Source organism: Isoptericola sp. NPDC056134, assembly GCF_042264825.1.
Classification (GTDB): domain Bacteria; phylum Actinomycetota; class Actinomycetes; order Actinomycetales; family Cellulomonadaceae; genus Isoptericola; species Isoptericola nanjingensis.
Window position 1 is genome coordinate 58,320 of record NZ_JBHJVM010000017.1, and the last position, 24,198, is coordinate 82,517.

Genomic DNA, 24,198 nt, shown 5'->3' on the forward strand with positions numbered 1-24,198 from the left:
CGAGCGGACATGATCGTCGCCATGACCACGACCGTCGCCGCGACGCACGCTCCCCGGCCCGCCCGCGCGTGGGTCGCCCCCACGGCGATGGCCGCACCGCTCGTCCTCTTCCTCCTGGCGTCGCCGCTGCAGGTCGAGGACGCCCCGCTCGCCGTCGAGCAGCCGGACGGCACCTGGGACATCCCCGCCGGGACGCCCTACCTGCTGAACACGTCCTGGCCGGAGAGCGGCTACTTCCTGTGGTTCGTGGCCTGGGCCGCCGGCCTGAGCTGCGTGACCGCCGTCCTCGTCTGCCGTCGGCGCCCCGTCCGCGCGACGCTGCTCGCGGCGTGGCCGTTCGTCACGATCCCGCTGCTGGGGACGTTCGCGTGGGGGTGGTGGCTCGCCCTGCTGATGATCACGTGCCTGGTGGTCCAGGACTCGTGGCGCCGCGCCGTCGTGCCGCTCGTGGCCACCCTCGCCGGCGCCTGGCTCTACGCGCTCACCAACGTGCCCGCGGCGCTCCCGATCGGCCCGGTGAACGCCGGCAGCTCCGACGGCGCGCCCTCGCCCGCGGCGGGGGCGATCTACACGGTGGCCGTCGCGCTCGTCGTCGGGGTCGCCGCAGTCGTCCGGGTGGTGCGCGCGGCGTCGCGGCGCTCGCGGGCGGCGGCCGCGACCGAGCGGCACGCGCTGGAGGTGGAGTCCGTCGCCGTCGAGCGCGCGCGCCTCGCCCGCGACCTGCACGACGTCGTCGCGCACCACGTGTCGCTCGTGGCCGTGCGGGCGGAGTCCGCCCCCTACACGTACCCGGACCTGGGCGACGACGCCCGCCGCGTGCTCGCCGACATCGCCGGGGACGCGCGCCAGGCGCTCGGCGAGCTGCGTCAGGTGCTCGCCGTGCTGCAGCGCACCGACGGGGGCGCCCGGGCGCCGCAGCCGACGGCCTGCGACATCGCGGGCCTCGTCGAGCAGGCCCGGGCCGCGGGCCAGGACGTCACCCTGACGGGGGACTGCGAAGACGTGCCCGCCGCGCAGGGCTACGTGCTCTACCGGGCCGCGCAGGAGGCGCTGACGAACGCCCGGCGGCACGCGCCCGGCGCGCCGACGACGATCACGCTCGCGCTCGTGTCGGACGTCGCCGGGCTGCGGGTCACCAACCCGGTCGACGACCCGGGCGGGCCGGGCGACGTCGTGCCCGGGGGCGGGCTGATCGGCATGCGGGAGCGGGTCGAGGCGCTCGGCGGCGTCGTGACGGCGGAGCGGGAGGGGTCGGCGTTCGTGCTCGTCGTCAGCCTGCCGGTCGGTCCTCGCGAGCCGGTCCCCGCCGTCCGGCGCGACGCCGCGGGCGTCGCGTGACCCGGGTCGTCGTCGCCGACGACCAGCCGGTCGTGCTGCACGGGTTCGCCGCGATCCTCGGCTCCGCCCCCGACCTGGAGATCGTGGGGACGGTGGGCGACGGCGGCGCCCTGCTCGACGTCGTCGCCCGCACCGAGCCGGACGTGGCCGTCGTCGACGTCCGGATGCCGGTGCTGGACGGCATCGCCGCGACCGCCCGGATCGCGGCCGACCACCCCGGCACCCGCGTGCTGATCCTCACGACCTTCGACCTCGACGAGTACGTGTACGACGCCCTGCGGTCCGGGGCGAGCGGGTTCCTGCTCAAGGACGTCACGGCGGAGCGGCTCATCGAGGGCGTCCGCCTCGTCGCGGACGGGTCGATGCTGCTCGGCCCCCGGGTCACGCGCCGGCTGGTGGACGACTTCGCGCACCGGGCCGCGTCGCCCCGCCGGGAGGTGCCCGGGCTGGGCTCGCTCACGCCGCGGGAGCACGACGTCCTGCTCGCCGTCGCCCGCGGCCTGTCGAACGCGGGGATCGCCGACGCGCTGTTCATCGGCGAGCAGACCGTCAAGTCGTACGTGTCGGAGGTGCTGCGCAAGCTGGCGTGCCGGGACCGCGTGCAGCTCGTCATCGCGGCGTACGAGAGCGGCCTGGTCGGGCGGTCGTCGTGAGAGGCTGACGTCGTGCGCGTGGACGTGTGGTTGTGGGCGGTGCGGCTCTTCAAGAGCCGGTCGTCGTCGGCCGCCCTGCTCCGGTCGGGGCGGGTCCGGGTGAACGGCACGGTGGCCAAGCCGTCGACGTCCGTGACCGTGGGCGACACCGTCACCTGGCGCGACCCGCTGCGCGACCGCAAGGTCGTCGTCGTCGAGCTGCTGCCCAAGCGGGTGGGCGCGCCGCTGGCGGTCAAGGCGTACCGCGACGAGAGCCCACCCGTGCCCACCCGCCAGGAGCGCGAGGCCGTCGGCGTCCGCGACCGCGGCGCCGGCCGACCCACCAAGCGCGAGCGGCGCGACATCGACCGGCTGCGCGGCGGCCGTCGCTAGGGTCGGGGGATGACCAGCTCCGCGGACCACACCGACCGCATCGCCGCGCTCTTGCGCGAGCACCCCGTCTGGGACGGGCACAACGACCTGCCGTGGGAGGCGCGCGACCAGGTCGCGTACGACTGGGTGCGGCTGGACGTCGAGGCCGGCACCGAGGGTCGCACGCACACCGACGTGCCGCGGCTGCGGGCCGGGGGAGTGGGCGCGCAGTTCTGGTCGGTGTACGTGCCGTCCAACCTGCCCGGCAGCGCCGCCGTCACGGCGACGCTCGAGCAGGTCGACGCGGTCCGGCGCATGGTGGCGCGCTGGCCGGAGCACTTCCGCCTCGCGACGAGCGCCGACGACGTCGTGGCCGCGTGGGCGGAGGGCCGCATCGCGTCGCTCATGGGCGCGGAGGGCGGGCAGTCCATCGACTCGTCGATGGGCGCGCTGCGCATGCTGTACGAGCTGGGCGTGCGCTACATGACGCTCACGCACAACCACCACACCCCGTGGGCGGAGTCCGCGACGGACGAGCCTCCCGCGGACGGCCGGTTCGCGCAGGGCGGCCTGACGCCGTTCGGTCGCGAGGTGGTGCGCGAGATGAACCGGCTGGGCATGCTCCTCGACCTGTCGCACGTCTCGGCGGGCACGATGCGCGCCGCCCTGGACGTCTCCGAGGCACCGGTGATCTTCTCGCACAGCTCCGCGCGCGCCGTCTGCGACGTCCCGCGCAACGTGCCCGACGACGTGCTCGCGCGCCTCGCGGACAACGGCGGCGTGTGCATGGTGACGTTCGTGCCGAGCTTCGTCACCCCGGCCATCGGCGAGTGGCGGGCGCAGGCCGGCGAGGCCGCGCGCGCCGCCGGGATCGCGCCGAACGACTACGCCGAGTTCGACCGGTTCTCCACCGCCTGGGCCGAGACGCACCCCAAGCCGCCGACGACGCTCGACGACGTCGTCGCACACGTCGAGCACGTGCGCGAGGTCGCGGGAGCGGCCCACGTCGGCCTGGGCGGCGACTACGACGGCGCGGGCGGCTTCGCGGACGAGCTGCGCGACGTCTCCGGCTACCCGGTCCTGCTGGCGGCGCTGGCGGACCGCGGCTGGTCGGACGCCGACCTGGCCGCCCTGACCAGCGGCAACGTGCTCCGGGTGCTGCGCGGCGCGGAGGACGTCGCCGCCCGGCTGCGGGCCGAGCGCGAGCCCAGCGTCGCGAGCCTCGAAGGCCTCGACGGCGGCGCCTGACGGTTGCCCGCGACGGCCGCCCGGCCGAGGGCGCGCCGGAGGGCTAGCGTGAGCCCATGACCGGCGCGCCCGTGCGGGTGTTCCTCGTCGACGACCACGAGGTGGTGCGTCGCGGCGTCGCCGACCTGCTCGGCATGGAGGCCGACCTCGAGGTCGTCGGCACCGCCGGGACGGCGGCCCAGGCCCTCTCGCGGGTCCCGGCCCTGCGGCCCGACGTCGTCGTCCTCGACGTCCGGCTGCCCGACGGGGACGGGGTCAGCGTCTGCCGGGAGCTGCGCTCGCGCACCGACGCCGCGGTCCTCATGCTCACGTCGTTCGACGACGACCAGTCGCTGTTCGACGCGATCCTCGCCGGCGCGTCCGGCTACGTGCTCAAGCAGGTGCGCGGCACCGACCTGGTCGCGGGCATCCGGACCGTCGCGGCGGGCGGCTCCATGCTCGACCCCCGGGTCACCGGCCGGGTGATGGCGCGCCTGCGGGAGACGACCGAGGCCGAGGACCCGCTCGGCGACCTCACCCCCCAGGAACGACGCATCCTGGTCCTCATCGGCGAGGGCATGACGAACCGGCAGATCGGCGCCGAGCTGTTCGTCGCCGAGAAGACGGTGAAGAACTACGTGTCCAGCCTCCTGGCGAAGCTGGGCCTCGAGCGCCGGGTGCAGGCGGCGGTCCTCGCGGCGCGGCTCGATCAGGTCGGCCGGCCGGACGACTCCGAGAGGCCGTCCGCCTCCTGACCCGGGGCGGCGACGCTGCTGCGACCCGGCACGAGGGGTACCCGCCAGCGGAGCGCCGTGCCGCCGGCCCGGCCCGGCCGCACCTCGAACGACCCGCCGAGCTCCGCCGCGCGGCGGGAGAGGTTCGCGAGCCCGCTGCGCGGCGCGTCAGCGGCGATCCCGATGCCGTCGTCGACGACGGTCAGGAGGAGGTCTCCGTCGGCGCGCAGCCCGATCCGCACCTGCGTCGCGCGGGCGTGCCGGGCCGCGTTCGACAGGCTCTCCCGCAGCACGGCCACGAGGTGCGCCGCGACGGTGGACGGCACCTGGGCGTCGATCGGCCCCTCGAACCGGACGGTGGGCGCGAACCCGAGCGCGTGCGTCGCGGCCTCGGCCTCCGCGAGGAGCAGGGACCGGGTGCCCGGACGGCGCGGGGCGTCACCCCCCGGGTCGCGGAGCCCTCGGATGGTGGTGCGGATGAGATCGATGGTCTCGTCGATCTGGTCGATCGCCTCCCCGACCCGCGCGCCGACGTCCCCCCGCGAGCCCCCGTCCAGGGGACGGGGATCGACGAGGCGACGGTCGACGGCCTGCAGCGACAGCCCTGTCGCGTACAGGCGCTGGACGGCCAGGTCGTGCAGGTCGCGGGCGATCCGGTCCCGGTCGCGCACCACGGCGAGCCGGGCGGCGTCGGCGCGCCGCTCCGCCAGCTCGAGAGCCACCGTGGCCTGGTTCGCGAATGCTCCCAGTGCCTCGACGACGACGGTCGGAAACGGTGCGGCCCCGCGTGTCCGTCCGACGACGAGCACGCCGAGCGCGTGCCGGCCTCGGCCGACGAGGGGGAACGCGGCGAGCGGACCCAGGGACCCGTCCGGGTGCAGCGCGACACGGGCACGCCCGTCCACCGTGGCGTCCGCGGTGACGATCGGCTCGCCCTGGAGGAACGCCGTCACGGTGAACGACCCCGGCTGCCGCAGGAGCCGGCCGCGCATCGCGTCCGCCCGGAGGCCCACCGCGGTCCGCACCGCCATCACCGGGGTGCCGTCGGGCGTGGCGTCGTCCACCGGGACCGCGATCCCGGCGGTGTCCGCGGCCGCGATGCTGGCCGCCTCCGACGCGACCAGCTCCAGGACGGCGTCGGGGTCCTCGCCGGACAGCAGTCGCCGCGCGATCTCGTCGTCGGCCCGCGACCAGCGCTCGCGCAGCCGCGCCTCCTCGTAGAGGCGCGCGTTCTCGACGGCGAAGCTCGCGGCGGTGGCGAGCCCCTCCAGCAGGTGCTGGTCGTCCCCCGTGAACTCTCCGCGGTCCCTCTTCTCGGTGAGGTAGAGGTTGCCGAACGGCTTCCCGTGGACCTGCAGCGGAACCCCCAGGAAGCTGCGCATCGGTGGGTGGTGCGCGGGGAAGCCGACCGAGCGGGGGTCCGCGGCGATGTCGGGGAGCCGCAGCGGGTGGGGATGGCGGATGAGCTCGCCCAGGATGCCGTGCCCTGTCGGGTACGGGCCGATCGCCCGGATCTCGTCCTCCGAGATGCCCGCGGTGAGAAAGCGCGCGATGCGGTGGTCGTCGCCGAGGATGCCGAGCGCCGCGTACCGGGCGTCGACGACGGCGGCGGCAGCCTGCACCACCCGGTGCAGCGTCGTCTCCAGGTCCAGCCCCCGGCCGACCGACACGACGGCGTCCAGGAGGACGTCGATGTCCCGGTCCCGGCGCCCCTGCCGCGGCCTCACGCGTCCACGGTAGTCCGCCGTGTCCTCGAATGCCCCCGATGGCCCGGATCGGGACCTTCGGCCCGGCCGCCGGGGCGTTCGGCACTTCCGAGCGTCCCGGCGCGCGTGGCCCACTGGAGCGGTCGGAGGAGGACGTCATGGCGATCAGCAGCGTGGAGGGACCGGTCCGGGACGTCGTCGTGGGTGTCGACGGCTCGGAGGGTGGCTACCACGCGATGGCGTGGGCGGCGGGCGAGGCCGTGCGCCTGGCGGCGCGACTCGTCGTCGTGCACGCCTACGCCCAGCCGGTCGGCGTCGGGTCGGTGACGGCCCACGGCCCGGAGCCGAGGGCCGAGGCGGAGACGCTGGTCGCCCGGGCCGGCGTCAGGTTCGAGCGCACGACGGCTGCGCGGACGCTCGGCACGTCGCCCGGCGCGGTCGAGCTCGTGGCCGTGCGTGGCGACGCGTGCGCCGTCCTCGTGCAGCACGCTCGCCGCGGCGCCGTCGTGGTGGTGGGTCGCCGGGGCGTCGGCACGTTCGACCGCGTCCCCATGGGTTCGATCTCGTCCACGGTGGCGGCGCTGGCCCCCGGCACGGTGGTCGTCGTGCCGCGCGCCGCCCGCGCCCAGGAGCCGCGCCGCGTCGTCGTCGCCGTCGACCCCCGCGAGGCCTCCGACCGCGTGCTCGAGGCGGGATTCGACGAGGCCGACCGCGCCGGCGTGCCCCTCACGGCGGCGCACTCCGCCGACGAGGGGATGTTCGCGGGCGCCACCGACGGCGACCTGGCGTGGCTGGAGCGGCTGCGCGCCGAGGCGCGGGCCGACCTCGAGGCCCGGGTCGCGCGGTGGGGGGAGAAGTACCCCGCCGTCGACTGGACGGTCGGGACGCGCGGCGGCGCTGCGCCGGGCGCGCTGCTCGCCGCGCTGCGGTCGGACGACCTGGTGGTGGTCTGCGGTCGCGCCGCCTCGCTGCAGGTCGGCCGCGCGCGCGGCGGGCCCGACCGGATCGTGCGCCACGCGCCGTGCGCCGTGGCGGTGGTGCACGACTAGCTTGCCGCCGCGCGCCCGTCGACTCCCCCGGTGGGCCGCGGCGGCAGGAACTCGTGCGGCCGGCGAGGTGCGCGGTCTCAGGCGTTGGGTCTCAGGCGTTGAGCGAGCGCTGCGACCAGCTGGTGCCGAGCGCGCGCAGGACGTCGCTCGGGTCGCGCCGCGTCACGTCGGTGTAGGCGCGCAGGGACATCACCGACGCCGTGAGCATGGTGGTGATCACCTCGCGCGCGAGGCGGGGGTCGATGCTCGCCTCGTCGAGCAGCTCCTGCACGACGCGCGAGCGGATGCCGAGGTCGGGTTCCGAGCACGCCGTGAGCAGGGCGATGGTCAACGACCCGGCATCCGTGCGGGTGGTGCCTTCGCCGGCACCGGTGCTGTCAGTACCCATGGCGTCCCCCTCCGCGGCCCGACGGGTTCCGGTCTACCGCACGGGACGACGTCGCGCACTCCGGGCGGGCTTGCGGCGTGCCGACGGCAGGCGCAAGGATGCGCGCGATGATCCCCTCGCCCGCGCCGCGCCGACGTGCCGCGCCGCACCTGCTGCCCGCTCTGCTCGGCGCGGGTCTGACCGGCGCCCTCCTGCTGGCCGGACCGGCCGCCGTCGCCGACGAGGGGCTCACGGAGGAGTCGCACAGCCGGTACGTGCTGCGGGCGAAGGACACCGAGGTGCGGGCCACGACGACCACCACCATCGGCAACGTCACGCCCGACCGCGGGCTGACGTACTACTACTTCACGAGCTACTCGATCGCCGTGCCGGCCGGCGCCGAGGCCGTGCGCGCGACGAGCGGCGGTGCCGACCTGCCGGTGCGGCTCGAGGCGACCGAGGACCCGAGCACCCGGTACGCCGTGGCGACGTTCGCGCCGCTGCGGTACGGGCAGACGCGCACCATCGAGTGGAGCTTCGTCGTGCCGGGCGAGCCGGTGCGCTCGAAGGACTACACGCGGGTGGGCGACGGCTTCGCGACGTTCGCGGCGTCGGGCGTGGGGGACGCGGGCCGGACGACGGTCGAGGTGGTGCTGCCGGCGTCGATGACGTTCGACGCGACGTCCGACGCGTTCCGGTCGGAGCGGGACGGGAAGACCGTCACGTACACGGCCACGGAGAACACGGACAAGGACGGCATCTGGGCGGTCGTGTCGGCGCGCGACCCGAAGAAGGCGGACGAGAAGGACGTCGAGGTGGGCGGCACGACGCTCACCCTGCAGAGCTTCCCGGGCGACGAGAAGTGGACCGGCTTCGTGGCGAAGCGGCTGCGACAGGGCCTGCCGGTGCTGGAGGACCTCGTCGGGCGGCCGTGGCCGGGCGGGCTCGACACGATCCGCGAGGACGTGTCGCCCAAGGTGCTGGGGTACGCGTGGTTCGACCCGGACAAGGACGAGATCGTCATCCCGGAGGACCTCGACCCCGCGACGCTCTACCACGAGCTCGGGCACGCCTGGCTGAACCAGGACCGCCTCACGGAGCGGTGGCTGTCCGAGGGCGTGACGGAGGTGGTGGCGCAGCGCGTCGTGGAGCGGACGGGTGCGTCGAGCGACCCGTGGTCGGCGCCCGACCGCCACGCCGACGTCGCCGTGCCCCTCTCGGCCTGGGACGCGCACCCGGGCGAGCTCGACGCGGACGCCGAGCAGTACGGGTACGCGGCGTCGTACACCGCGGTGCGGAAGCTGCTGGGCGGGCTCGACGACGACGCGTTCACGGCCGTGGTCTCGGCGGCGCAGGCGGGGGAGGGCGCGTACGAGCGCCCGGGCTCCATGGAGGAGAACGGCGGCCGGACCGACTGGCGGCGCTTCCTCGACCTGGTGGAGGAGCGGGGCGGCGTCTCCGGCGCCCCGAAGGTGCTGCGCACGTGGGTGCTCGACGCCGAGCAGAAGGCCGTGCTCGAGCCCCGGGCCGCCGCGCGGAAGGCGTACGCGACCCTGGACGAGGCCGACGGCGCGTGGGCGCCGCCGCTCGGGCTGCGCACGGCCATGACCCGCTGGGAGTTCGGCGAGGCGAAGGACGTGCGGTCCGCCCTCGACGGCGCGGCGCAGGACGCCGGCGCCGTCCAGGCAGCCGCGGAAGAGGCCGGGCTGGGCGTCCCGGCGGCGGTGCGCGCCGCCTACGAGGGCGCGTCCGACGCCGACGCCTACGAGGAGCTCGCCGCCCTGCTGCCGCGGGCCGCCGAGGTGACGACGCGCGTCGGCGCGGCCGTCCGCACGTCCGACGCGGACCGCGACCCGGTGACGGAGCTGGGGGCGCTGGTGCTCGGCGTCGACCGGTCGGCCGAGCGGGCGCGGGACGACCTCGCCGCCGGCGACCTGGACGCTGCCGCCGAGCGCGCGGGCGCGGCGTCGGACCGGGCCGGTCTCTCCACGGCCGCCGGGGCCGGCCTGGTCGTGCTGGTGCTGGCGGCGGCCGGCGGGGTGGTCGCGCTCGTGGTGCGCCGTCGACGTCGGTCCGCGGCGGTGGACCCTGCCGCTGCGGGGTCAGTCGTCGTGGAGGATGCGCTGGAAGAGGGCGTGATCCTGCCAGCGTCCGGCGATCCGGAGGTAGGACGGCGCGGTGCCGATGCGGTCGAAACCGGTCCGCGCGAGCACCTTCTGTGACGCCGCGTTGTGCAGCAGGGTCGCCGCCTGGACGCGGTGCAGGCCCAGGTCGTCGCGGGCGTGCGCGCACGCGGCCTCGACGGCCGCGGTCATGACGCCGCGCCCGGCGAGCGAGGCGTCGACCCAGTAGCCCAGGTGGGCGTTGCGGAACGCTCCGAGCACGATGTCGGACAGGTTCACGCGGCCGACGACCTCGCCGTCGCGCTCCAGCACGAGGGGGACGCCCCGCCCCGACCCGTGCGCGAGCAGCTCGACCGGGATGCGTTCCGCGTGGTAGGCGGCCTCGAAGAACTGCTCCGGCCGGGCCGGCTCCCACGGCTCGAGGTGCTCGCGGTTGCGGGTGTAGGCGGCTGCGAGGGCTGGGCCGTCGTCGCGGTGCAGCAGCCGGAGGACGACCCTGGCCGGCAGGTCAGCGGTGAACGGGGTGGTCGTTCCGGTGTCGGGCACGACGGCGAGCCTAGCGGCGGGCCTGGGCGCGCAGGGCCGCGAGCGCGGACCGCACCTCGTCGGCGACGGGGCGTCGAGGGGGTCGTCGGCGTCGGGCGCGGCGGTGATCGCCGCCCCGACGGCCGCCTCGAGCTCGTGCCCGCCGTCGAGCAGCACCTCGCGCTTGTCGGCGAAGTGCCGGAAGTACGTGCGCTCGGTGACGTCGGCGCGCTCGGCGATCTGCGCGGTCGTGGTCTGCTCGAACCCCTGCCCGCCGTCTCCGTCGACCGGGCCGACGCCGCCGACCACTTCGGCTGGCTCAGCCGGTTCTGGGGCATGGACGCCGTCGCGTCGAGCGCGATCACCCGCGAGCGGCTGGGCTGGGAGCCCGTCGGCCCGACCCTGGTCGAGGACCTCGCCGCAGGCGCCTACGACCACGTGGCGCGCGGCTGACGCGGTGGCGTCAGCCGGGGCGGTCCTCGTCGGCGAGCCGCGGCTCGGTGCGCAGCGCCGGGCGTACGCCCGCCTTGTCGGCGTAGAACGCGCGGATCTCGTCCATGTCGGCGCGCACGTCGCCGGTGAGGCGGAGGGTGGGGCCGAGGCCGGTCGTCATCGTGGTGCGGTCGACGTACCCGAGCGTCACCGGCAGGTCGGCGGCCCGGGCGATGCGGTAGAAGCCGGACTTCCACCCGTCGCCCGACCGCGTGCCCTCGGGCGTGACGACGAGGTGGAACACCTCGCCGGCGCGGACGTGGGCGAGCACGTCGTCGACCACGCGGCTGGGGTCGCGACGGTCCACGGGGATGCCGCCCAGCGCTCGCATGAGCGGACCGCGCCAGCCGGCGAACAGGGTGTGCTTGCCCAGCCAGCGCACGTCCAGGCCGAGCCGCCACGCGATGGCGAGCATGAGGACGAAGTCCCAGTTCGACGTGTGCGGCGCGCCCACCAGCACGCCCGCCTGCGCCGGCGCGGGCTCGCTGCGCAGGGTCCAGCGGCTGAGCCGCCAGTAGGTGCCGGCGAGCGCACGCCGCAGGGTTCTGAGCATCGGGCGACTCTACCGGCCGTCTCGCAGAACCCGTGTCGGAGGGCCGCGCCATGCTGCCGGGATGAGCGAGCACGCGCACGGCGTCCACCACACCATCGACTACCTCGAGCTGCCGGTGACCGACCTCTCGGCGGCCCAGGAGTTCTACGCCGCGGCCTTCGGCTGGGAGTTCGTCTCCTACGGTCCGGGGTACGCGGGCATCCGCACGGCCGCGGAGCAGGCGCCTGCCGAGGCAGGTGGGCTGCGCCTGGCCGAGGCCGCCGACGTCTCCCGGGGCGGGCCGTTCGTCCTGCTGTACTCCGACGACCTCGACGCGACGCTGGCCGGCGTGACGGCCGCGGGTGGTCGGGTGGTCGACGGCCCGTACGAGTTCCCCGGCGGCCGCCGCTTCCACTTCCTCGACCCCAGCGGCAACGAGCTCGGGGTGTGGGCGACGGCCTGACCGGGCTCTGGCAGGCTCGTGCCGTGACCGCTGCCGCGAGCCCTCGCGTCCCGCTCCGTGTCGCCCTCCTCGGGTCGGGCGCGGGGAGCACCGCCGACCACCTCCTGGGGTCGGGCGCCGCCGACGTGCGGCTCGTGCTCGGGAACAACAGCCGATCGGGGATCTTCGACGTCGCCCGGCGGCACGGCGTCCCGACCGCCCACCTCAGCGGTGTCACGCACCCGGACGTGGACGACCTCGACGCCGCCGTCCTCGACGCGCTCGACGGCGCCGAGGCCGACGTGGTGGTGCTCGCCGGGTACATGAAGAAGCTCGGGCCGCGGGTCCTCGCCCGCTACGACGGGCGGATCCTCAACACGCACCCCGCCCTGCTGCCGGAGTTCGGCGGCGCCGGCATGTTCGGCGACCGCGTGCACGAGGCCGTCCTGGCCTCCGGCCGCACGGTCTCCGGCGCGACGGTCCACGTGGTGACGGCGGACTACGACGAGGGACCCGTCGTCGCGCAGACCGAGGTGCCGGTCGTCCCCGGCGACGACGTGCCCGCCCTGCGCGCCCGGGTGCAGGCTGCGGAGAAGTCGCTCCTCGTCGAGGTGCTGCGGGCCTGGTCCTCCTGAGCCGGTGCGCCGGCGTGTCACCCCGGGCCAGGTCAGGCCTCAGCCGCGCGCGAAGGCGAGGCTCTCGGCCACGACGGACACGACGGCGTCGACCTCCGCGGCGTCGCGCGGGCCGTAGACCATGTACTCGGTGCCGAAGTCCTCGTACTGGTGCGGTTCCGCCCACCCGAGCGCGACGAGCTCCTCGCCGCGCTCGTGCGGCAGCACCAGGTGCACGCTCGTGTCGGTCACGCCGTGCAGGTGCACGGGCTCGAGGCGGCGGCCCGGGGCGAGGTTCGTCGACGGCTCCCGCTCCTGCTCGAGGTCGGCGAGGAAGACCGCGCGCGAGGACTTCGGCGACACCTGGCTGTGGCCCTCGACGACGCCGTCGAGCGCGAAGACGCGGGCGACCAGCTCGCCCCACAGGGCGGGCGTCGACCGCTGGGTGAGCTGGCGGTGCGGGCCCTCGTCGGAGGTGGCGGGTCGGTCGCCCGGGCGGGCGGTGGTCAGGCGTGGGGCGGTCGGCACGGTGGCACGGTACCCGCTCCCGTCAGCCCGCCACCGCCAGCGCGAGCACGCCCGCCGCGACGGCGAGCGGCGCGACGACGGCGCCCTGCAGCACCACGTGGCGCACCAGCCCCGTCGGGGCGGAGAACGTGTGCCGCCGGTACTGCTGGAGCCACAGCAGCGTGGCGAGCGACGCCCAGGGCGTGATCAGCGGCCCGGCGTCGACGCCGACGAGCAGCGCCGCCAGCCGGGCGTCGTCGCCCGTCACGGTGGGCGCGAGCGCGAGGTAGGCGGGCAGGTTGTTCACCGCGTTCGCCGATACCGCGCCGACGGCGGCGACCTGCGCGAGGGACCCCGCGTCGTCGCCCGTGCCCACGAGCGGGGCGAGCAGGTCCGTGAGGCCGTGCGCGTGCCACGTGCCGACGACGGCGAACAGGCCGGCGGTGACCACGACCGTGCGCCACGGCACGAGCTCGCGGACCGGGACGGGCAGCGGGACCCGGCGCCACGCCGTCGCCGCCCCGAGCGCGACGACGGCGCCCAGCGCCACGGGCAGGACCGGCAGCCCGGCCGCGAAGCCGGCACCCATGAGGACGACGACGGCCCCCGCCGTCCCCAGCGGCACCGGGTCGGCGGCCCGGCGAGGCTCCGGCACGGCGTACGTGCCGCGCAGCGCCGGCGCGTGCAGGACGGCGAGCGCGGCGACCACGACGACGAGCACCGCGGCGGCGGGCGCGACCATGACGCCGAGGTACCCGGTGTCGAACGACCGTGCGGCCATGAGGTTGGTGAGGTTGGAGACCGGCAGCAGCAGCGACGCCGTGTTGGCGAGCGCCAGCACGGTGAGCGCGAGGGGGAGCGGGTCGCGGCCGGCGCGGCGGGCGACGGCCACGACGGCCGGGGTGAGCAGCACGGCGGTCGTGTCGAGGGACAGGACGACGGTGCAGAGGGTCGCGACCGCGGCCACGAGGAGCCACAGCGCCAGCGCCCGCCCGCGGGCGAGCCGGGCGGCGCCGTCCGCGACGGCGTCGAACAGCCCCGCGCCCGCGCAGAGCTCGGCGACCACCGTGAGCAGGACGACGAAGCCGAGCACCGGCCCGGTCAGGGCGGCGAGGGAGCGGGCCTCGGCGGCCGGCAGCGCCCCCGACAGCGGCAGGACGACGACGAGCACCAGGGCGGGCACCCACAGGGGCGGCAGGAGCCGTCGCGCGGGGCGTGTCACGGGCTGAGCGTAGACGTCGGCCCGACTTCAGCCGTATCGATCGACGATGTAGTGATCGACCCCCCGCCGGCAACTGAGGGGTATGAGCACTCGACGGCGACGCCCCGGGGACGCCTCCGCGCCCCTGATCTTCGCGCTCGTGGGCCTCGGCTGCGCCACCGTCTGGGTGGTGTGGCTGGGCGTGCTGATGCTCACCGGCGTCTCGGGGCCGCAGCCGGCCGGCTGGGTGCTGGCGGCCGGCGGGGTCGCGGTGCTGGTCGCCGACGGTCTGCTGGTGGCGTCGCTGCTGCGCGGCCCGACGCGGATCGTGGCGCACGACCCGTCCGGCACGCGGTGGTCGTTGCGCGCGGCGCCGGTGCCGGTGCGCCTGGCCACGTCGGACCCGCTCGAGCCCGGGTCGCGCGGCGCGGCCCTCGCCGCCCAGGTTGTGCGCGCCGCCACCCGGCCCGGCACCGCGGACCGCGTCGACCGGGCGCGCGCCGTCCTGGTGCTGCGGCAGATCCTCGAGGTCGCGCAGGGTCCGGACGGGTCCGGCGGCCCCGGCGGCGACGCCGACTGGGCGCGGGTGCGCGCGGCCGTCGTGGACCTGACCCTGCGGGCGTCCGACCACCCGCCGCACCCGGTCACCCTGCTGCCGTGGGAGGAGCACCTCACCGCGCCGCAATGAGCTGCCTGCGGCGCCCGTCCGGCCTGATCAGGGGCTCGCCGGGCGGTCGCCGCGGGCGTCGGCGGCAGCAGCCGCGCCCGCAGGGTAGGGGAGGGCCTCGGCCAGCGCGGCGGCCGCCGCGAGCACGGCGTCGGCGCGCACGGTGTCGCCGAGCCGGCGCAGGGCGGCGGCCTGCACCACCTGCGCGTCGACCTCCGCGAGCCGCTCCCCGGTGCCGTGGGCGCGCGTGGCCTCCGCCGCGGACAGCTCCAGGGCGCGGGCGGGTTCACCGGTCCTCAGCGCGCACCGGGCGGCGAGCACGGGCACGGGTTCCCAGGCGCCGTCGAGCGCGCGCAGGGCGTCGAGCGGGCGCTGCTCGCGCAGGGCGAGCTCGGCGAGCGCGGTGCTCGCCTCGTGCAGGGCCTGCCGGTCGGCGAGCAGGGTGGCGGCCGCCACGGCGCGTTCCAACAGGGCGCCGGCGTCGCCGGGCCGACCCTCGGCCGTGCGGACGCGGCCGAGCACGGCGAGCGCGTACGGCACGAGCCACCCGGCCTCGTCCTCGGCGCCGCGCACCGCCTCCTCCGCCAGGTCGCGCGCTCGGTCCACGTCGCCCAGCAGCAGATGGAGCTCGGCGAGGTTCGCCCGCTCGAACGCCGCGGAGACCGGGTCGCCTGACTGTGCGACCAGGTCGAGGGCGCGGCGGCCGATCGCGACCGACTCGTCGAGGCGACCGGCCCGCCGGGCGTTCTCGCGCTGCGAGGAGAGGATGTTGCCGAGCAGTGTCGGGTCGCCGTACGCCTGGGCGTGGGGGAGGGCTATGTCCGCCGCCTCGCCGGCCTCGCGGATCCGCCCCGACTTCCCGAGGTTCGTCGCGCGCAGGGCGTAGGCGCGGGCCAGGAGGCCGTCGCGGGACGACGGCGGCACGTGGTCGACGGCCAGCAGTGCACGGTCCACCGCGACGACGCCCTCGTCGTGGCGCCCGAGCCGACTCAGGAGCGTGGCCCAGGCCAGGTGATGGGCGGCGGCCTGCTCGGGCGACGTGCGGGGCTCCACCGGATGACCCTCCAGCACCCGCACGGCGTCCTCCTGGTCGCCGGTGCGGGCGAGCATCTCGGCCAGCCGGGACGCCGCGAGCACGGTGCCGTCGTGGTCCTCCCGCCGCGAGAACTCGGCGAGCGCCGGCCGCAGCACCTGGACCGCCTGCTCGAACTGGCCCATGCGCCGCAGGACCTGGCCGTGGTCGAGCCGCGCCCGGGCGGCGTCGACGTCGAGGCGGGCGACGAGGTCGCGGTAGTAGCGGTCGGCGGAGTCGTTCGCGTACAGGGCGGCGGCGCGCTCGGCGGCGCGGCGCAGGTACTCGGCCGCGCGGGGGTCGTCGGTGCGGGCGAAGTGCGAGGCCAGCACGTCCACCGCCTCCGGCCGGCGGCGCAGGACGGTCTGCGCGAACGCGGCGTGCAGCCTCCGGCGCCGGACGGCGCTGAGCCGGTCGTAGCAGGTGATCCGCACCAGCGGGTGCCGGAACGCGAGGCCCGTCTCGGCGCGCCCGTCGACGACGACCACGCGCTCCTCCACGAGCGACGCCGCGAGCGCGCGCTCCACGGCGTCCGCGGCCGCGGCCCCCGTCAGCGGCGGGTTCAGGCCTTCGGCGGCGACGTCGAGCAGCTCGGTGAGCGCGGCGTCCCCGCCCGCCGCGGACAGCGCCTCCACCACCTGCCGGGCGTCGGCGTCGAGCCGCCCCAGCCGCTCGTCGACCAGCTGTCGCACGCCGAGCGGCGCGACGTCGTGGCCGCCGTCCTCCTCGGGCCCGGCGGGGTCGCGGAGCCCCCGAGCGAGCTCCGCGGCGAACAGCGGGTTGCCGAGGGACAGGTCCCAGACCCGGCCGAGACGGGCGTCGGCGTCGGGATCCCGGTCCGCGTCCTCCCCGCCGCCCTCCTGACCGAGGGCGTCCGCCGCGACGGCGAGGCACGCGGCCCGGTCGAGCCGCCCCACCTCCTCGGGCGCGGCGAGCCCGGCCCGCTCCAGGGACGTCAGCCCGACGCGGCGGGTGTCGCCGTCGGGCAGCTCCTCCCACCGCAGCGTCACGAGGAAGCGGAGCGCGGTGCCCGCCCGGGCGGCCCTTCGGGCGAGGTGGCCGAGCAGCTGGAACGACCCGGCGTCGGCGGCGTGCAGGTCGTCCAGCACGACGACGACGGGGCGCGCGGCGGCGAGGTCGCCGAGCAGTGCGGCGGTGCCGCGGAACAGCCGGTCCCGCTCCTCCTCGGGGCTCCGGCCGGCGCCGTCCGCGCGGCCGAGCGACGGCAGGAAGGCCGCCAGCTCCGGGTGCTCCGCTCCGACGCGGGCGCGCGCGCCGGCGCTCTGCTCGGCCAGCCAGCCGTCGAGGGCCTCCGCGAACGCCCCGTACGGCGTGTGCCCCTCGGCGTCGTGCCCCCCGCCCCACAGCACGGCGGCGCCGTCCGCGGCGGCGCGCCGCGCGACCTCGGCGACCAGTCGCGTCTTGCCCACCCCCGCCTCGCCCGTCAGCAGCCGCACGGGTGGCCCGTCGTCGGCGAGGAGCCGCGCGAGCTCGGCGTCGCGGCCGCGGAGCGGCGCCGCGGCGGGGACCCGCAGGAGCGCGGGGAGCGCGGAGCCGGTGGGCGTGCCGGTCGGAGAGGCGTCGAGGGCGAGGCGGTGCAGGCGCTCCGTCTCGGGGCCGGGCCGCACCCCGAGCTCGGCGTCGAGGGCCTCGCGGCACGCGTGGTACTGGTACACCGCCCGCCGGCGCAGCCCCTGGCGCAGGAACGCCTCGATGAGCACCCGGTGGGCCAGCTCCTCCGCAGGGCTGTCCCCGAGCACCGCCTCCGCGGCCGCCACCGCCGCGGCGACGTCCCCGGCCGTCAGGTGCGCGGCCGCCAGGGCGAGCCGCACCTGCTCGCGCAGCGCGTCGATCCGGTCGCGGCGGGGTTGCGCCCAGGTGGCGTAGCGGTCCTCGGGCAGCAGCTCGCCGGTGAACAGGGCGAGCGCGGTGGCGAGGTCGCCCGGGTCGCGCGTGGCGAGCGCCGCGACGGCGGCCGCCTCGGCGTGGTCGGCGTCGATCCACACGGCGTCCGGATCGAGCCGCAGCAGCGCGCCGTCCGTCACCAGGTACGACGACGAGGCCCGCGGCGCCAGCTCCGGCTCCAGCGCGTGGCGTGCCGCGTGCAGAGCGACGCGCAGGCTACCCACCTGGGCGGACCCGTTCGCGTCGGGCCAGCAGACGTCCATCGCCTCCTCGCGGTGCAGACGTCGCTCGGGCGAGACGGCGAGCAGCTTCACGAGCGTGCGGGCGCTGGGACGAGGCCAGCGCTCCGGGAGCTCGGGCCCGCCGTCGCGGGTCACCCGGAACCCGCCCAGGAGGTGCAGCCGCAGCAACGGGGCGCCGGGCGCGGCCGGGCCCGTCGATGAGCTGGGGCCGGGTTCCATGACGCGTCACTGTAATCGAGCCGGATTTCACCCGGTGTCCACGACCGAGGACCCCCAGGCAGATGCCCGGGGGTCCTCGTGATGCGCTGTTCGAGACGGTCAGGAGAGCTTGAACGTCGCGATCCGGTGGCTGTTGTCGTCGAGCGACAGCACGCGGCTGCCGAGCTGCTCGGCCATGCGGTCGTAGCCGTGGTGGTCGAAGCCCAGCGAGACGATCTCCTCGCCCCCGTCGCCGTCCAGGTCGGCGGCCAGGTAGTTGCGCCCGCCGAGGCTACGTCCCGTGCCCACACCGTTCTGGAACGACCAGCCCGTCGTCAGCACCGTCGGGTCCCACGCGCCGACGCCGCCCTCGATGCCGCCGGCCAGCAGACGGCGGCCGCCCGGCCCGGTGATGAACTGCACGCCGCGCAGCGGCGAGACCACCGAGCTACTGGTCGCGGCGCCGTCGGGCCCGAAGCCCTTCAGCGTGCCGAAGCTGAGCTGGTACAGCACGCCCGCCTCGTCGTCGGCGAAGTAGCCGTCGTGCGACCAGGGGCTGCCCACGACCGCCCGGTGGAGCACTTCGCCGGTGCGCCCGTCGCGGATCTCGGTGACGGCCCGCGGCTCGGCGACCGAGAGGTCGCTGTCGGTCGTCTTCGCGATCGACGTGATCCACGTGTAGACCACGGCGTGCCCGTCCGCGTAGGGGATCGACGGCGAGGTGAAGACGCCGCGGCGCAGGATCGCGCCGTACAGCTTCCCGTTCGTGCCCTGCGCCGGGGCGGTCGGGGTCGCCTCCCAGCCGGCCGCGCCGGTCGTCCCGTCGATCGCGACCGCCCCCTGCACGCCGTCGGTCATCTCGAGCGAGCCGACGCTGGCGTACTGCGCGTACACCTGGCCGTCGCCGACCACGGTGTCCGAGAAGACGACGTCGCCCGCCGCCTCCGGCGCCTCGTACGTCCACACGGACCGGCCGCGGGCGTCGAACGCGCGCAGCGCGTCGGTCGGCACGAGGACCTCGTCCTTGCCGTCGTCGTTCACGTCCGCCACGGTGACGGAGCGGACGTACCGCCCCTCGCCGTCGATCGTCGTGAGCACGGTGCCGGTGGCCCCGTCGAGGATCACGGTCGCCACGTCGGCGGCGACGACGACCTCGGGCTTCCCGTCGCCGTTCACGTCACCGGTGCGCACGTCGTGCACCTCGCCGGGCACGGTGGCGCGCCACAGCTGCTTCGGCGTCCCCTTGACGAGGGATCGGCCGTCCCAGGCCCACACCCCGCGGGACTGGCCGCCGGCGACGACCTCGGGCTTGCCGTTGCCGTCCAGGTCGGCGGACCCGGCGAAGTTCAGGTCGCCCCGCAGCGGGGTGAGGCCGGTCTCCTTGCCCGCGGCCACCGTGTACGTGTGGATGTTCTGCGACTGGTCGACCACGCGGACGTAGTCCGTGCCGCCGGAGCGATAGACCTGCTGGAACATCGGCGACGCGGCGACGCCCTCCTGGCGCCACCTCACCTTGCCCTTGGTGGTGTACGCCGTGACCGCGCCATAGCGCAGCCCGCCCGGGTTGTCGGCGGTGGCCATGCCGTCGTCGTCCTGCGCGGTGGCGATCAGCAGGCCGCCCGCGACGTCGAGGCCCCACGTGCTGGGCGCCTCGCCGGGGTTGGCGGCGTCGCGCTTGGTCGTGGCGCTCCACTGCAGGCTGGTGCCGTCCTTGCCGCTGAGGACGCGGACCGTGCTGGCGTTGACGTAGAGGTTCGCGTCGAGCGTGGACTCGGAGACCACGTACTCGGTGCCGCCGCCGGCCGCGGCGTCGCCGACCAGCATCGCGGTGGGCAGCGCGTTCACCCGGGTGCTGAGGACGTCCCGGTCGCCGGTGCCGAGGTCGTAGGTCACGATCGCGTACCTCAGAGCGTCGGAGACGTCGGCCTGCTCGAGGGCGACGACGCGGCCGCGGGCCGCGTCGAGGTGGAGCTGGCGCCCGTACAGGTCGCCGTCCGCCTGCCACACCGTCGCGCCGTCGGCCGTGTCGAGCACGAGCGTGTGTCCCTCAGGGGCGACCGCGTCGGTCTTGCGCCGGTTCCACGAGACGGCGACGTGCCCGTCGCCGAGGTCCTCGACGGCGCCCCACGACGCCGCGCCGGCCTCGCCGGTGTCGAACGTCCAGGTCTCCGCAGGCGTGAGGACGCCGTCGGCGACGGTGAAGCGGGTGCCGGTCAGCGTGGCCGTCTGGTCCGCGGGCGCGTACTGGTTGGTCCGCGGCGCGTCCGCGACGAGCAGGGTGTCGCCGATGACCTTCACCATCGAGGCGTACGAGTACACCTTCGACCACGCCGTCGCGCCCGTCTTCCCGTCCAGGACGGTGACGAGGGTGCCGGTCTTCATCGTGGTGCCGGGGATGGTCGCCCCGACGGGCGGGCTGACGCCGACCGCCGCCGAGAACACGAGGTCGGGCACGCCGTCGCCGGTGAGGTCGGCGGTGTCGTACCCCGCGTCGGAGGTCGGGGAGAACGGGCTGACCGCGTTGTAGCCCATGAGGACCAGCGGCGGGTACATCGTCTTCTCCCACACGCGGGCGGGTTTGACGCCCCAGTCCGCGTAGAGGGAGTCGTTGGTGCGCTCCCAGACGGTGCTGCCGTCCGGCGTGTGCAGCTGGACGTTCCCCAGGCTGTGCAGCGTGAAGTACTGCTGCCCCTTCGCGGGGAGCGTGACGCCCAGGCCCCGCACGCCCTCCATCGAGGACGTGGCGGTGAAGGTGACGGGCGTCGTCGGGTCGACCGGATCGGCTGCGTCGGCCTCCGCGCCCTCCGTGGGCCCGGCTGCGGCGTCGTCGGTGCCGGCGCCGACCGACGCGTCACCGTAGAGCCCGCCGCTCATGCGGTCGGCCAGGTCCTGCGCCTGGGCGTCGGTCAGGGTCCGGGCGGCGCCGTCGTCGTGCCCGGCCGCGGAGGCCTGCGGGGCGATCGCGAGCACGAGGCCGGCGGCGACGAGGGTACAGGCGAGCTGTGACGCCCGCCGGTGATGGGTGAGCTTCATGGTCAGTCTCCCTGCGCGATGCGGATCGCCGCGCCGTCCGTGAGGACGGACTGGTCGAACGAGTACTGGAGGGCGTCGGAGCCGGCCTGGTTCTCGATGCCGACGGTCGCCGAGGCGCCGTCGCCGGGCACGGTCTTGTACTGGAACGTGATGTCGCCGGAGGCCTCGTCGAACAGGACCTCGAACGAGACGCGGCTGTCGTCCGAGGCGAGCTTCGCCTTGTCCCACACGACGGCGAAGGTGCGCTTGCCGGCCTTGCCCTTCAGCGCCGTCTGCACGCTGGACCTCTTGTCCAGGGTCAGGTCGTCCCAGAACGGGGCGACGACGCCGTTCGGCCGGGCCGCGGCGGGCAGCGCGGTGTTCTTGTAGTCGCCGAGCCGCGGCTCGAGGAAGTTGACCAGGCCGTTGGTGGTGACCGAGGCGCTGGAGTAGTCGACGCCGTACAGGCTGACCCAGAACGGCAGCGCGATCGTCGTGGCGTCCTCGTCGCCGCTCAGGGCGACCGTGTCCGTGCCCTTGACCCAGGAGTAGTCCGCGGGGGTGCAGCTGTTGCCGTACGCGTCGGAGCGCGGCGGGAGCTGGACGGTGCGGGTCTCGAGGCCGTCGACCGTGACGTCGGTGCGGGAGTCGCCGTTGCAGAGCACGGGGTCGGCCGGCTCGACGGTCAGCGTGTAGTCGCCCTCGGCCACGGCCGGGACGGAGAACGTGCCGTCGGCGCCCGTGGTGACCGCGTCCAGCGGCGTGCCGCTGACCTCGACGGTGGCGCCCGCGAGCGGCGCGCCGGTGACGTCGAGCACCGTGCCGGTGACCGCGTGGGTGGTCGTCGCGGCGAGCTCGACGTCCTTCGACACCGTGGCGCTCGCGGCGAGCTCGAGGCCGGCGACCGTCGTCGGGGCGTACCCGTAGCCGCTCAGGGTCAGGTCGTACGTGCCCGCGGCGAGGGTGAGGCGGTAGGAGCCGTCGACGCCGGTGAGGACGGTGCGTGCGCCGGTGGCGGGGCTCGTCGCCGTGACGGTGACGCCGCGCAGCGGGGCGCCCGTGTCCTTGTCCGTGACGGTGCCGGTGAGCGTGGCGGCCGTGTGCGGCGCGAGGTCGACCGACGCGAGGATGTCCAGCTTGCCCTCGCCCCACACGTTGTTCATGCCGGCGGTTCCGCCGCAGTGCGTGTCGTCGATGTCGCGGGCGCCCTGGTCGAGCAGCGCGCGGGTGCCCTCGATGTCGCCGATGAGCGACGGGGCGGCCGACCAGAGCAGGGCCACGGCGCCCGCGACGTGCGGCGTGGCCATCGACGTCCCGCCGAGGACCTGGTACCCCGAGCCGGGCCAGGTGGAGCGCACGTCGACGCCCGGGGCGGTGATGTTCGGCTTGGCCGAGCCGTCCACGAGGGACGGGCCGAAGCCGGAGAAGTCCGCGATGACGCCGCTCGCGTCGTAGGCGCCGACGCCGTACGCCGGGGCCTGCGCGCCGGGGGACTCGGTCGTGGAGCAGGTCACGCCGTCGCCCTTGTTGCCGGCGGCGAACGCCTCGAAGATCCCCGCGGCGTCCCAGGCGGTGAGGATGTCCTGGTAGAAGGTGGTCTTGCCGCCTCCCCAGGAGTTGTTCACGATGTTCGGCGCGAGGTCGGGGCGGGGGTTCTTCCCTTCCGAGTCCGTGGGCGCCAGGATCCACTGGCCCGCCTTGAGCAGCGACGTGTCGGTGCAGGAGTCCGTCTCGCAGCCCTTCGCGGCGATCCACGTCGCGTCCGGGGCCACGCCGATGCCGTCGTCCCCGACCATCGTGCCCATCGTGTGGGTGCCGTGGCCGTTGTTGTCGCAGGGGACGCCGCTGTCGCCGCACTCGCCCGTCGCGTCGTACCAGTTGTAGTCGTGCGTGAACGAGCCGTCGCCGTTGGTGCCGCGGTAGCTGTTTACCAGGTCCGGGTGGTCGTACTGGACTCCCGAGTCGACGTTGGCGACGACGATGCCCTCGCCGCGGTCGTCGTAGTCCTTCCAGACGTCGTCGGCGTCGATGTCGGCGACACCCCACTCGGGGGTGCCGTCGTCCTCCAGGGCGGTCGTGACCGCGCCGGCAGGCGTCGACTCCGTCTCGTCGAGGTGGTAGGTCTGCTCCTTGACGATCGACGCGACGTCGGAACGCTTCGCCAGGTCGGCGACCAGGTCGGCGTCGCCGGTCACCTGGACGGTGTTCGCGATCCAGAAGTCCTGGTGGCCCACCTTCTGCTCGTCCAGGAACGTGGTGAGCGAGCGCTGGCTGGTCTCGGCGTGGCGCTTCAGCTCGGTGTAGGCGGCGGTCGCCCGCGCCGCGTGCGAGCGCTTGGCGCGGGGGGCGGACAGCCTGGCCTGGTCCTTGAGGACGACGAAGAAGGTGGCGTCCTTGCCACCCTTCACGGCGCCGGCGAGCGCGGAGTCGACCTTGGGGCTGTCGCCGGCGGCGACAGCAGGGTCGGCGACGGCCGAGAGGGGGCTGGTCAGCAGGGCGGCGGCCGTCAACGTGGCCGCGGCCCAGGCGGCGCGGCGCCGCCGGGGCGGTCGGGGCAGGGGCATCGGTGTGCGCTCCTCAGGGGCAGGTGCAGGGTGCCTGCACGCTAAGGAGGCGCCGTTACTGAGCCGTTACCGGCGCGCACGGCCTGCGCGGCCGGGGGCCGTCAGAGAAAGACAGGGGCGTCGCCGAGGGGCTCGTCGTCGGCGTCGTACCAGGTCATGGTGGCGCCGTCCCAAGGCCCCTCGTCCGCCTCGCCCGCGGTCGTCGGGTCGACGAGGTCGGCGCTCCAGGCCACCCAGTACCCGTCCGTCACCGGCGCGTCGAGACGGGTGCCGTCCGCGGTCCGCACCTCGACGCAGGCGACGTCTTCGCCTGCGAGACCGACGAGCTGAGCCCCCACGCCGCCAGCGGATCCAGAGACAGCGAAGGCCCAGTCCGGAGCCGGTCGGTCTTCGGGGAGAGTGGATCCCGAGGTGACCAGCGGCGTGTACGGGGCCTCGGCCTCCTGCACGCAGCTGGTGAGCGCACCGCTCGCTCGGTCCGCGGCCATCGTGACGCCATAGTCCCCGCGCCGGTCGTCGACGACGGTCTGGTAGCCGCGCCAGCCGGGGACACAGGCGGTGCGTCGCTGACCGGCGAAGTCTCGGCGGGTTCAAGCGGTCGTCGCAACACGCGTCGTCAGGCTGCCAAGAGTAGGCGGTTGAGTGCTTCGGCGGGCTTGGCCCAGTCGAGGGTCTGG

Annotated in this window: 20 protein-coding genes; 10 read left to right on the top strand and 10 right to left on the bottom strand. The window is 75.7% G+C overall.

Going from position 1 to position 24,198, the window contains the following annotated elements; translation table 11 throughout:
• Nucleotides 1-21 precede the first annotated feature (21 nt).
• The 5 genes from ACFCZN_RS15950 to ACFCZN_RS15970 are packed head-to-tail and all read left to right on the top strand — an operon-like array spanning nucleotide 22 to nucleotide 4,324.
• Nucleotides 22-1,338 (top strand): sensor histidine kinase, encoded by a 1,317-nt coding sequence (locus ACFCZN_RS15950; RefSeq protein ID WP_430557388.1) that lies wholly within the window; start codon nucleotides 22-24, stop codon nucleotides 1,336-1,338.
• Nucleotides 1,335-1,991 (top strand): response regulator, encoded by a 657-nt coding sequence (locus tag ACFCZN_RS15955; protein WP_430557389.1) that lies wholly within the window; start codon nucleotides 1,335-1,337, stop codon nucleotides 1,989-1,991. The genes ACFCZN_RS15950 and ACFCZN_RS15955 overlap by 4 nt, the downstream gene beginning before the upstream one ends.
• A 12-nt stretch (nucleotides 1,992-2,003) precedes the next feature.
• On the top strand, nucleotides 2,004-2,363 hold the full coding sequence (locus ACFCZN_RS15960) for an RNA-binding S4 domain-containing protein (protein ID WP_430557390.1): 360 nt from the start codon (nucleotides 2,004-2,006) through the stop codon (nucleotides 2,361-2,363).
• A 9-nt stretch (nucleotides 2,364-2,372) separates the two neighbouring features.
• A complete protein-coding gene (locus ACFCZN_RS15965; RefSeq protein ID WP_430557391.1) occupies nucleotides 2,373-3,590 on the top strand; it encodes a dipeptidase in 1,218 nt (405 codons plus the stop codon).
• 56 nt (nucleotides 3,591-3,646) lie between these two features.
• Nucleotides 3,647-4,324, top strand: a complete 678-nt coding sequence (locus ACFCZN_RS15970; protein ID WP_429766392.1) for a response regulator — start codon at nucleotides 3,647-3,649, stop codon at nucleotides 4,322-4,324.
• Here the strand turns inward: ACFCZN_RS15970 and ACFCZN_RS15975 are convergent.
• Nucleotides 4,279-6,030, bottom strand: coding sequence for a GAF domain-containing sensor histidine kinase (locus tag ACFCZN_RS15975; RefSeq protein WP_430557392.1), 1,752 nt, complete (start codon nucleotides 6,028-6,030; stop codon nucleotides 4,279-4,281). The genes ACFCZN_RS15970 and ACFCZN_RS15975 overlap by 46 nt on opposite strands.
• Nucleotides 6,031-6,167: 137 nt before the next feature.
• On the opposite strand from ACFCZN_RS15975, the gene ACFCZN_RS15980 reads away from it, so the two are divergent.
• Nucleotides 6,168-7,058 carry a universal stress protein gene (locus ACFCZN_RS15980; protein WP_430557393.1) on the top strand — a complete coding sequence of 297 codons (891 nt, stop codon included), beginning with the start codon at nucleotides 6,168-6,170 and terminating at the stop codon, nucleotides 7,056-7,058.
• 91 nt (nucleotides 7,059-7,149) lie between these two features.
• Here the strand turns inward: ACFCZN_RS15980 and ACFCZN_RS15985 are convergent, their stop codons facing one another.
• The gene (locus tag ACFCZN_RS15985; protein ID WP_430557394.1) at nucleotides 7,150-7,446 is read right to left on the bottom strand and encodes a hypothetical protein; all 297 of its coding nucleotides are present in this window, start codon (nucleotides 7,444-7,446) and stop codon (nucleotides 7,150-7,152) included.
• A 107-nt stretch (nucleotides 7,447-7,553) separates the two neighbouring features.
• Here ACFCZN_RS15985 and ACFCZN_RS15990 point away from each other — a divergent pair, with 107 nt between their 5' ends.
• Nucleotides 7,554-9,647, top strand: a complete 2,094-nt coding sequence (locus ACFCZN_RS15990; protein WP_430557395.1) for a hypothetical protein — start codon at nucleotides 7,554-7,556, stop codon at nucleotides 9,645-9,647.
• On the opposite strand, the gene ACFCZN_RS15995 is transcribed toward ACFCZN_RS15990, so the two are convergent.
• Together ACFCZN_RS15995 and ACFCZN_RS16000 are read right to left on the bottom strand one after the other, a co-directional pair.
• Complete coding sequence (locus ACFCZN_RS15995) at nucleotides 9,528-10,382, bottom strand: GNAT family N-acetyltransferase (protein ID WP_430557396.1); 855 nt, start codon at nucleotides 10,380-10,382, stop codon at nucleotides 9,528-9,530. The two genes, ACFCZN_RS15990 and ACFCZN_RS15995, sit on opposite strands and share 120 nt — an antisense overlap.
• 154 nt (nucleotides 10,383-10,536) lie before the next feature.
• Nucleotides 10,537-11,118 (bottom strand): 1-acyl-sn-glycerol-3-phosphate acyltransferase, encoded by a 582-nt coding sequence (locus tag ACFCZN_RS16000; RefSeq protein WP_429766403.1) that lies wholly within the window; start codon nucleotides 11,116-11,118, stop codon nucleotides 10,537-10,539.
• Between the two features lie 61 nt (nucleotides 11,119-11,179).
• Between ACFCZN_RS16000 and ACFCZN_RS16005 the strand changes: the two genes are divergently transcribed.
• Together ACFCZN_RS16005 and ACFCZN_RS16010 are read left to right on the top strand one after the other, a co-directional pair.
• A complete protein-coding gene (locus tag ACFCZN_RS16005; protein WP_429766405.1) occupies nucleotides 11,180-11,560 on the top strand; it encodes a VOC family protein in 381 nt (126 codons plus the stop codon).
• 23 nt (nucleotides 11,561-11,583) lie between these two features.
• Nucleotides 11,584-12,174: a phosphoribosylglycinamide formyltransferase gene (locus ACFCZN_RS16010; protein WP_430557397.1), complete on the top strand. Its 591-nt coding sequence runs from the start codon at nucleotides 11,584-11,586 to the stop codon at nucleotides 12,172-12,174.
• A 39-nt stretch (nucleotides 12,175-12,213) separates the two neighbouring features.
• Here the strand turns inward: ACFCZN_RS16010 and ACFCZN_RS16015 are convergent, their stop codons facing one another.
• Nucleotides 12,214-12,681: a luciferase family protein gene (locus ACFCZN_RS16015; protein WP_429766408.1), complete on the bottom strand. Its 468-nt coding sequence runs from the start codon at nucleotides 12,679-12,681 to the stop codon at nucleotides 12,214-12,216.
• 22 nt (nucleotides 12,682-12,703) lie between these two features.
• Nucleotides 12,704-13,882: an SLC13 family permease gene (locus ACFCZN_RS16020; RefSeq protein WP_430557398.1), complete on the bottom strand. Its 1,179-nt coding sequence runs from the start codon at nucleotides 13,880-13,882 to the stop codon at nucleotides 12,704-12,706.
• 82 nt (nucleotides 13,883-13,964) lie between these two features.
• On the opposite strand from ACFCZN_RS16020, the gene ACFCZN_RS16025 reads away from it, so the two are divergent.
• The gene (locus ACFCZN_RS16025) at nucleotides 13,965-14,549 is read left to right on the top strand and encodes a hypothetical protein (RefSeq protein WP_430557399.1); all 585 of its coding nucleotides are present in this window, start codon (nucleotides 13,965-13,967) and stop codon (nucleotides 14,547-14,549) included.
• 27 nt (nucleotides 14,550-14,576) lie between these two features.
• Here ACFCZN_RS16025 and ACFCZN_RS16030 read toward each other — a convergent pair whose 3' ends face one another.
• The 4 genes from ACFCZN_RS16030 to ACFCZN_RS16045 form a co-directional block, all read right to left on the bottom strand.
• A complete protein-coding gene (locus ACFCZN_RS16030) occupies nucleotides 14,577-17,966 on the bottom strand; it encodes an AAA family ATPase (protein ID WP_430557400.1) in 3,390 nt (1,129 codons plus the stop codon).
• 99 nt (nucleotides 17,967-18,065) lie between these two features.
• A complete protein-coding gene (locus ACFCZN_RS16035) occupies nucleotides 18,066-20,978 on the bottom strand; it encodes an FG-GAP-like repeat-containing protein (protein ID WP_430557401.1) in 2,913 nt (970 codons plus the stop codon).
• Nucleotides 20,979-20,980: 2 nt separating this feature from the next.
• Complete coding sequence (locus ACFCZN_RS16040) at nucleotides 20,981-23,521, bottom strand: S8 family serine peptidase (RefSeq protein ID WP_430557402.1); 2,541 nt, start codon at nucleotides 23,519-23,521, stop codon at nucleotides 20,981-20,983.
• Nucleotides 23,522-23,622: 101 nt separating this feature from the next.
• Nucleotides 23,623-23,859 carry a hypothetical protein gene (locus ACFCZN_RS16045; RefSeq protein ID WP_430557403.1) on the bottom strand — a complete coding sequence of 79 codons (237 nt, stop codon included), beginning with the start codon at nucleotides 23,857-23,859 and terminating at the stop codon, nucleotides 23,623-23,625.
• Nucleotides 23,860-24,198 lie beyond the last annotated feature (339 nt).

Excerpts from the sequence above, each read along its gene's own strand:
- ACFCZN_RS15990 (WP_430557395.1), top strand. The coding sequence starts at position 7,554 with ATGATCCCCTCGCCCGCGCCGCGCCGACGTGCCGCGCCGCACCTGCTG.
- ACFCZN_RS15965 (WP_430557391.1), top strand. The coding sequence starts at position 2,373 with ATGACCAGCTCCGCGGACCACACCGACCGCATCGCCGCGCTCTTGCGC.
- ACFCZN_RS16025 (WP_430557399.1), top strand. The coding sequence starts at position 13,965 with ATGAGCACTCGACGGCGACGCCCCGGGGACGCCTCCGCGCCCCTGATC.
- ACFCZN_RS16035 (WP_430557401.1), bottom strand. The coding sequence starts at position 20,978 with ATGAAGCTCACCCATCACCGGCGGGCGTCACAGCTCGCCTGTACCCTC.
- ACFCZN_RS16030 (WP_430557400.1), bottom strand. The coding sequence starts at position 17,966 with ATGGAACCCGGCCCCAGCTCATCGACGGGCCCGGCCGCGCCCGGCGCC.
- ACFCZN_RS15970 (WP_429766392.1), top strand. The coding sequence starts at position 3,647 with ATGACCGGCGCGCCCGTGCGGGTGTTCCTCGTCGACGACCACGAGGTG.
- ACFCZN_RS16000 (WP_429766403.1), bottom strand. The coding sequence starts at position 11,118 with ATGCTCAGAACCCTGCGGCGTGCGCTCGCCGGCACCTACTGGCGGCTC.
- ACFCZN_RS15950 (WP_430557388.1), top strand. The coding sequence starts at position 22 with ATGACCACGACCGTCGCCGCGACGCACGCTCCCCGGCCCGCCCGCGCG.
- ACFCZN_RS16040 (WP_430557402.1), bottom strand. The coding sequence starts at position 23,521 with ATGCCCCTGCCCCGACCGCCCCGGCGGCGCCGCGCCGCCTGGGCCGCG.
- ACFCZN_RS15985 (WP_430557394.1), bottom strand. The coding sequence starts at position 7,446 with ATGGGTACTGACAGCACCGGTGCCGGCGAAGGCACCACCCGCACGGAT.
- ACFCZN_RS16005 (WP_429766405.1), top strand. The coding sequence starts at position 11,180 with ATGAGCGAGCACGCGCACGGCGTCCACCACACCATCGACTACCTCGAG.
- ACFCZN_RS15980 (WP_430557393.1), top strand. The coding sequence starts at position 6,168 with ATGGCGATCAGCAGCGTGGAGGGACCGGTCCGGGACGTCGTCGTGGGT.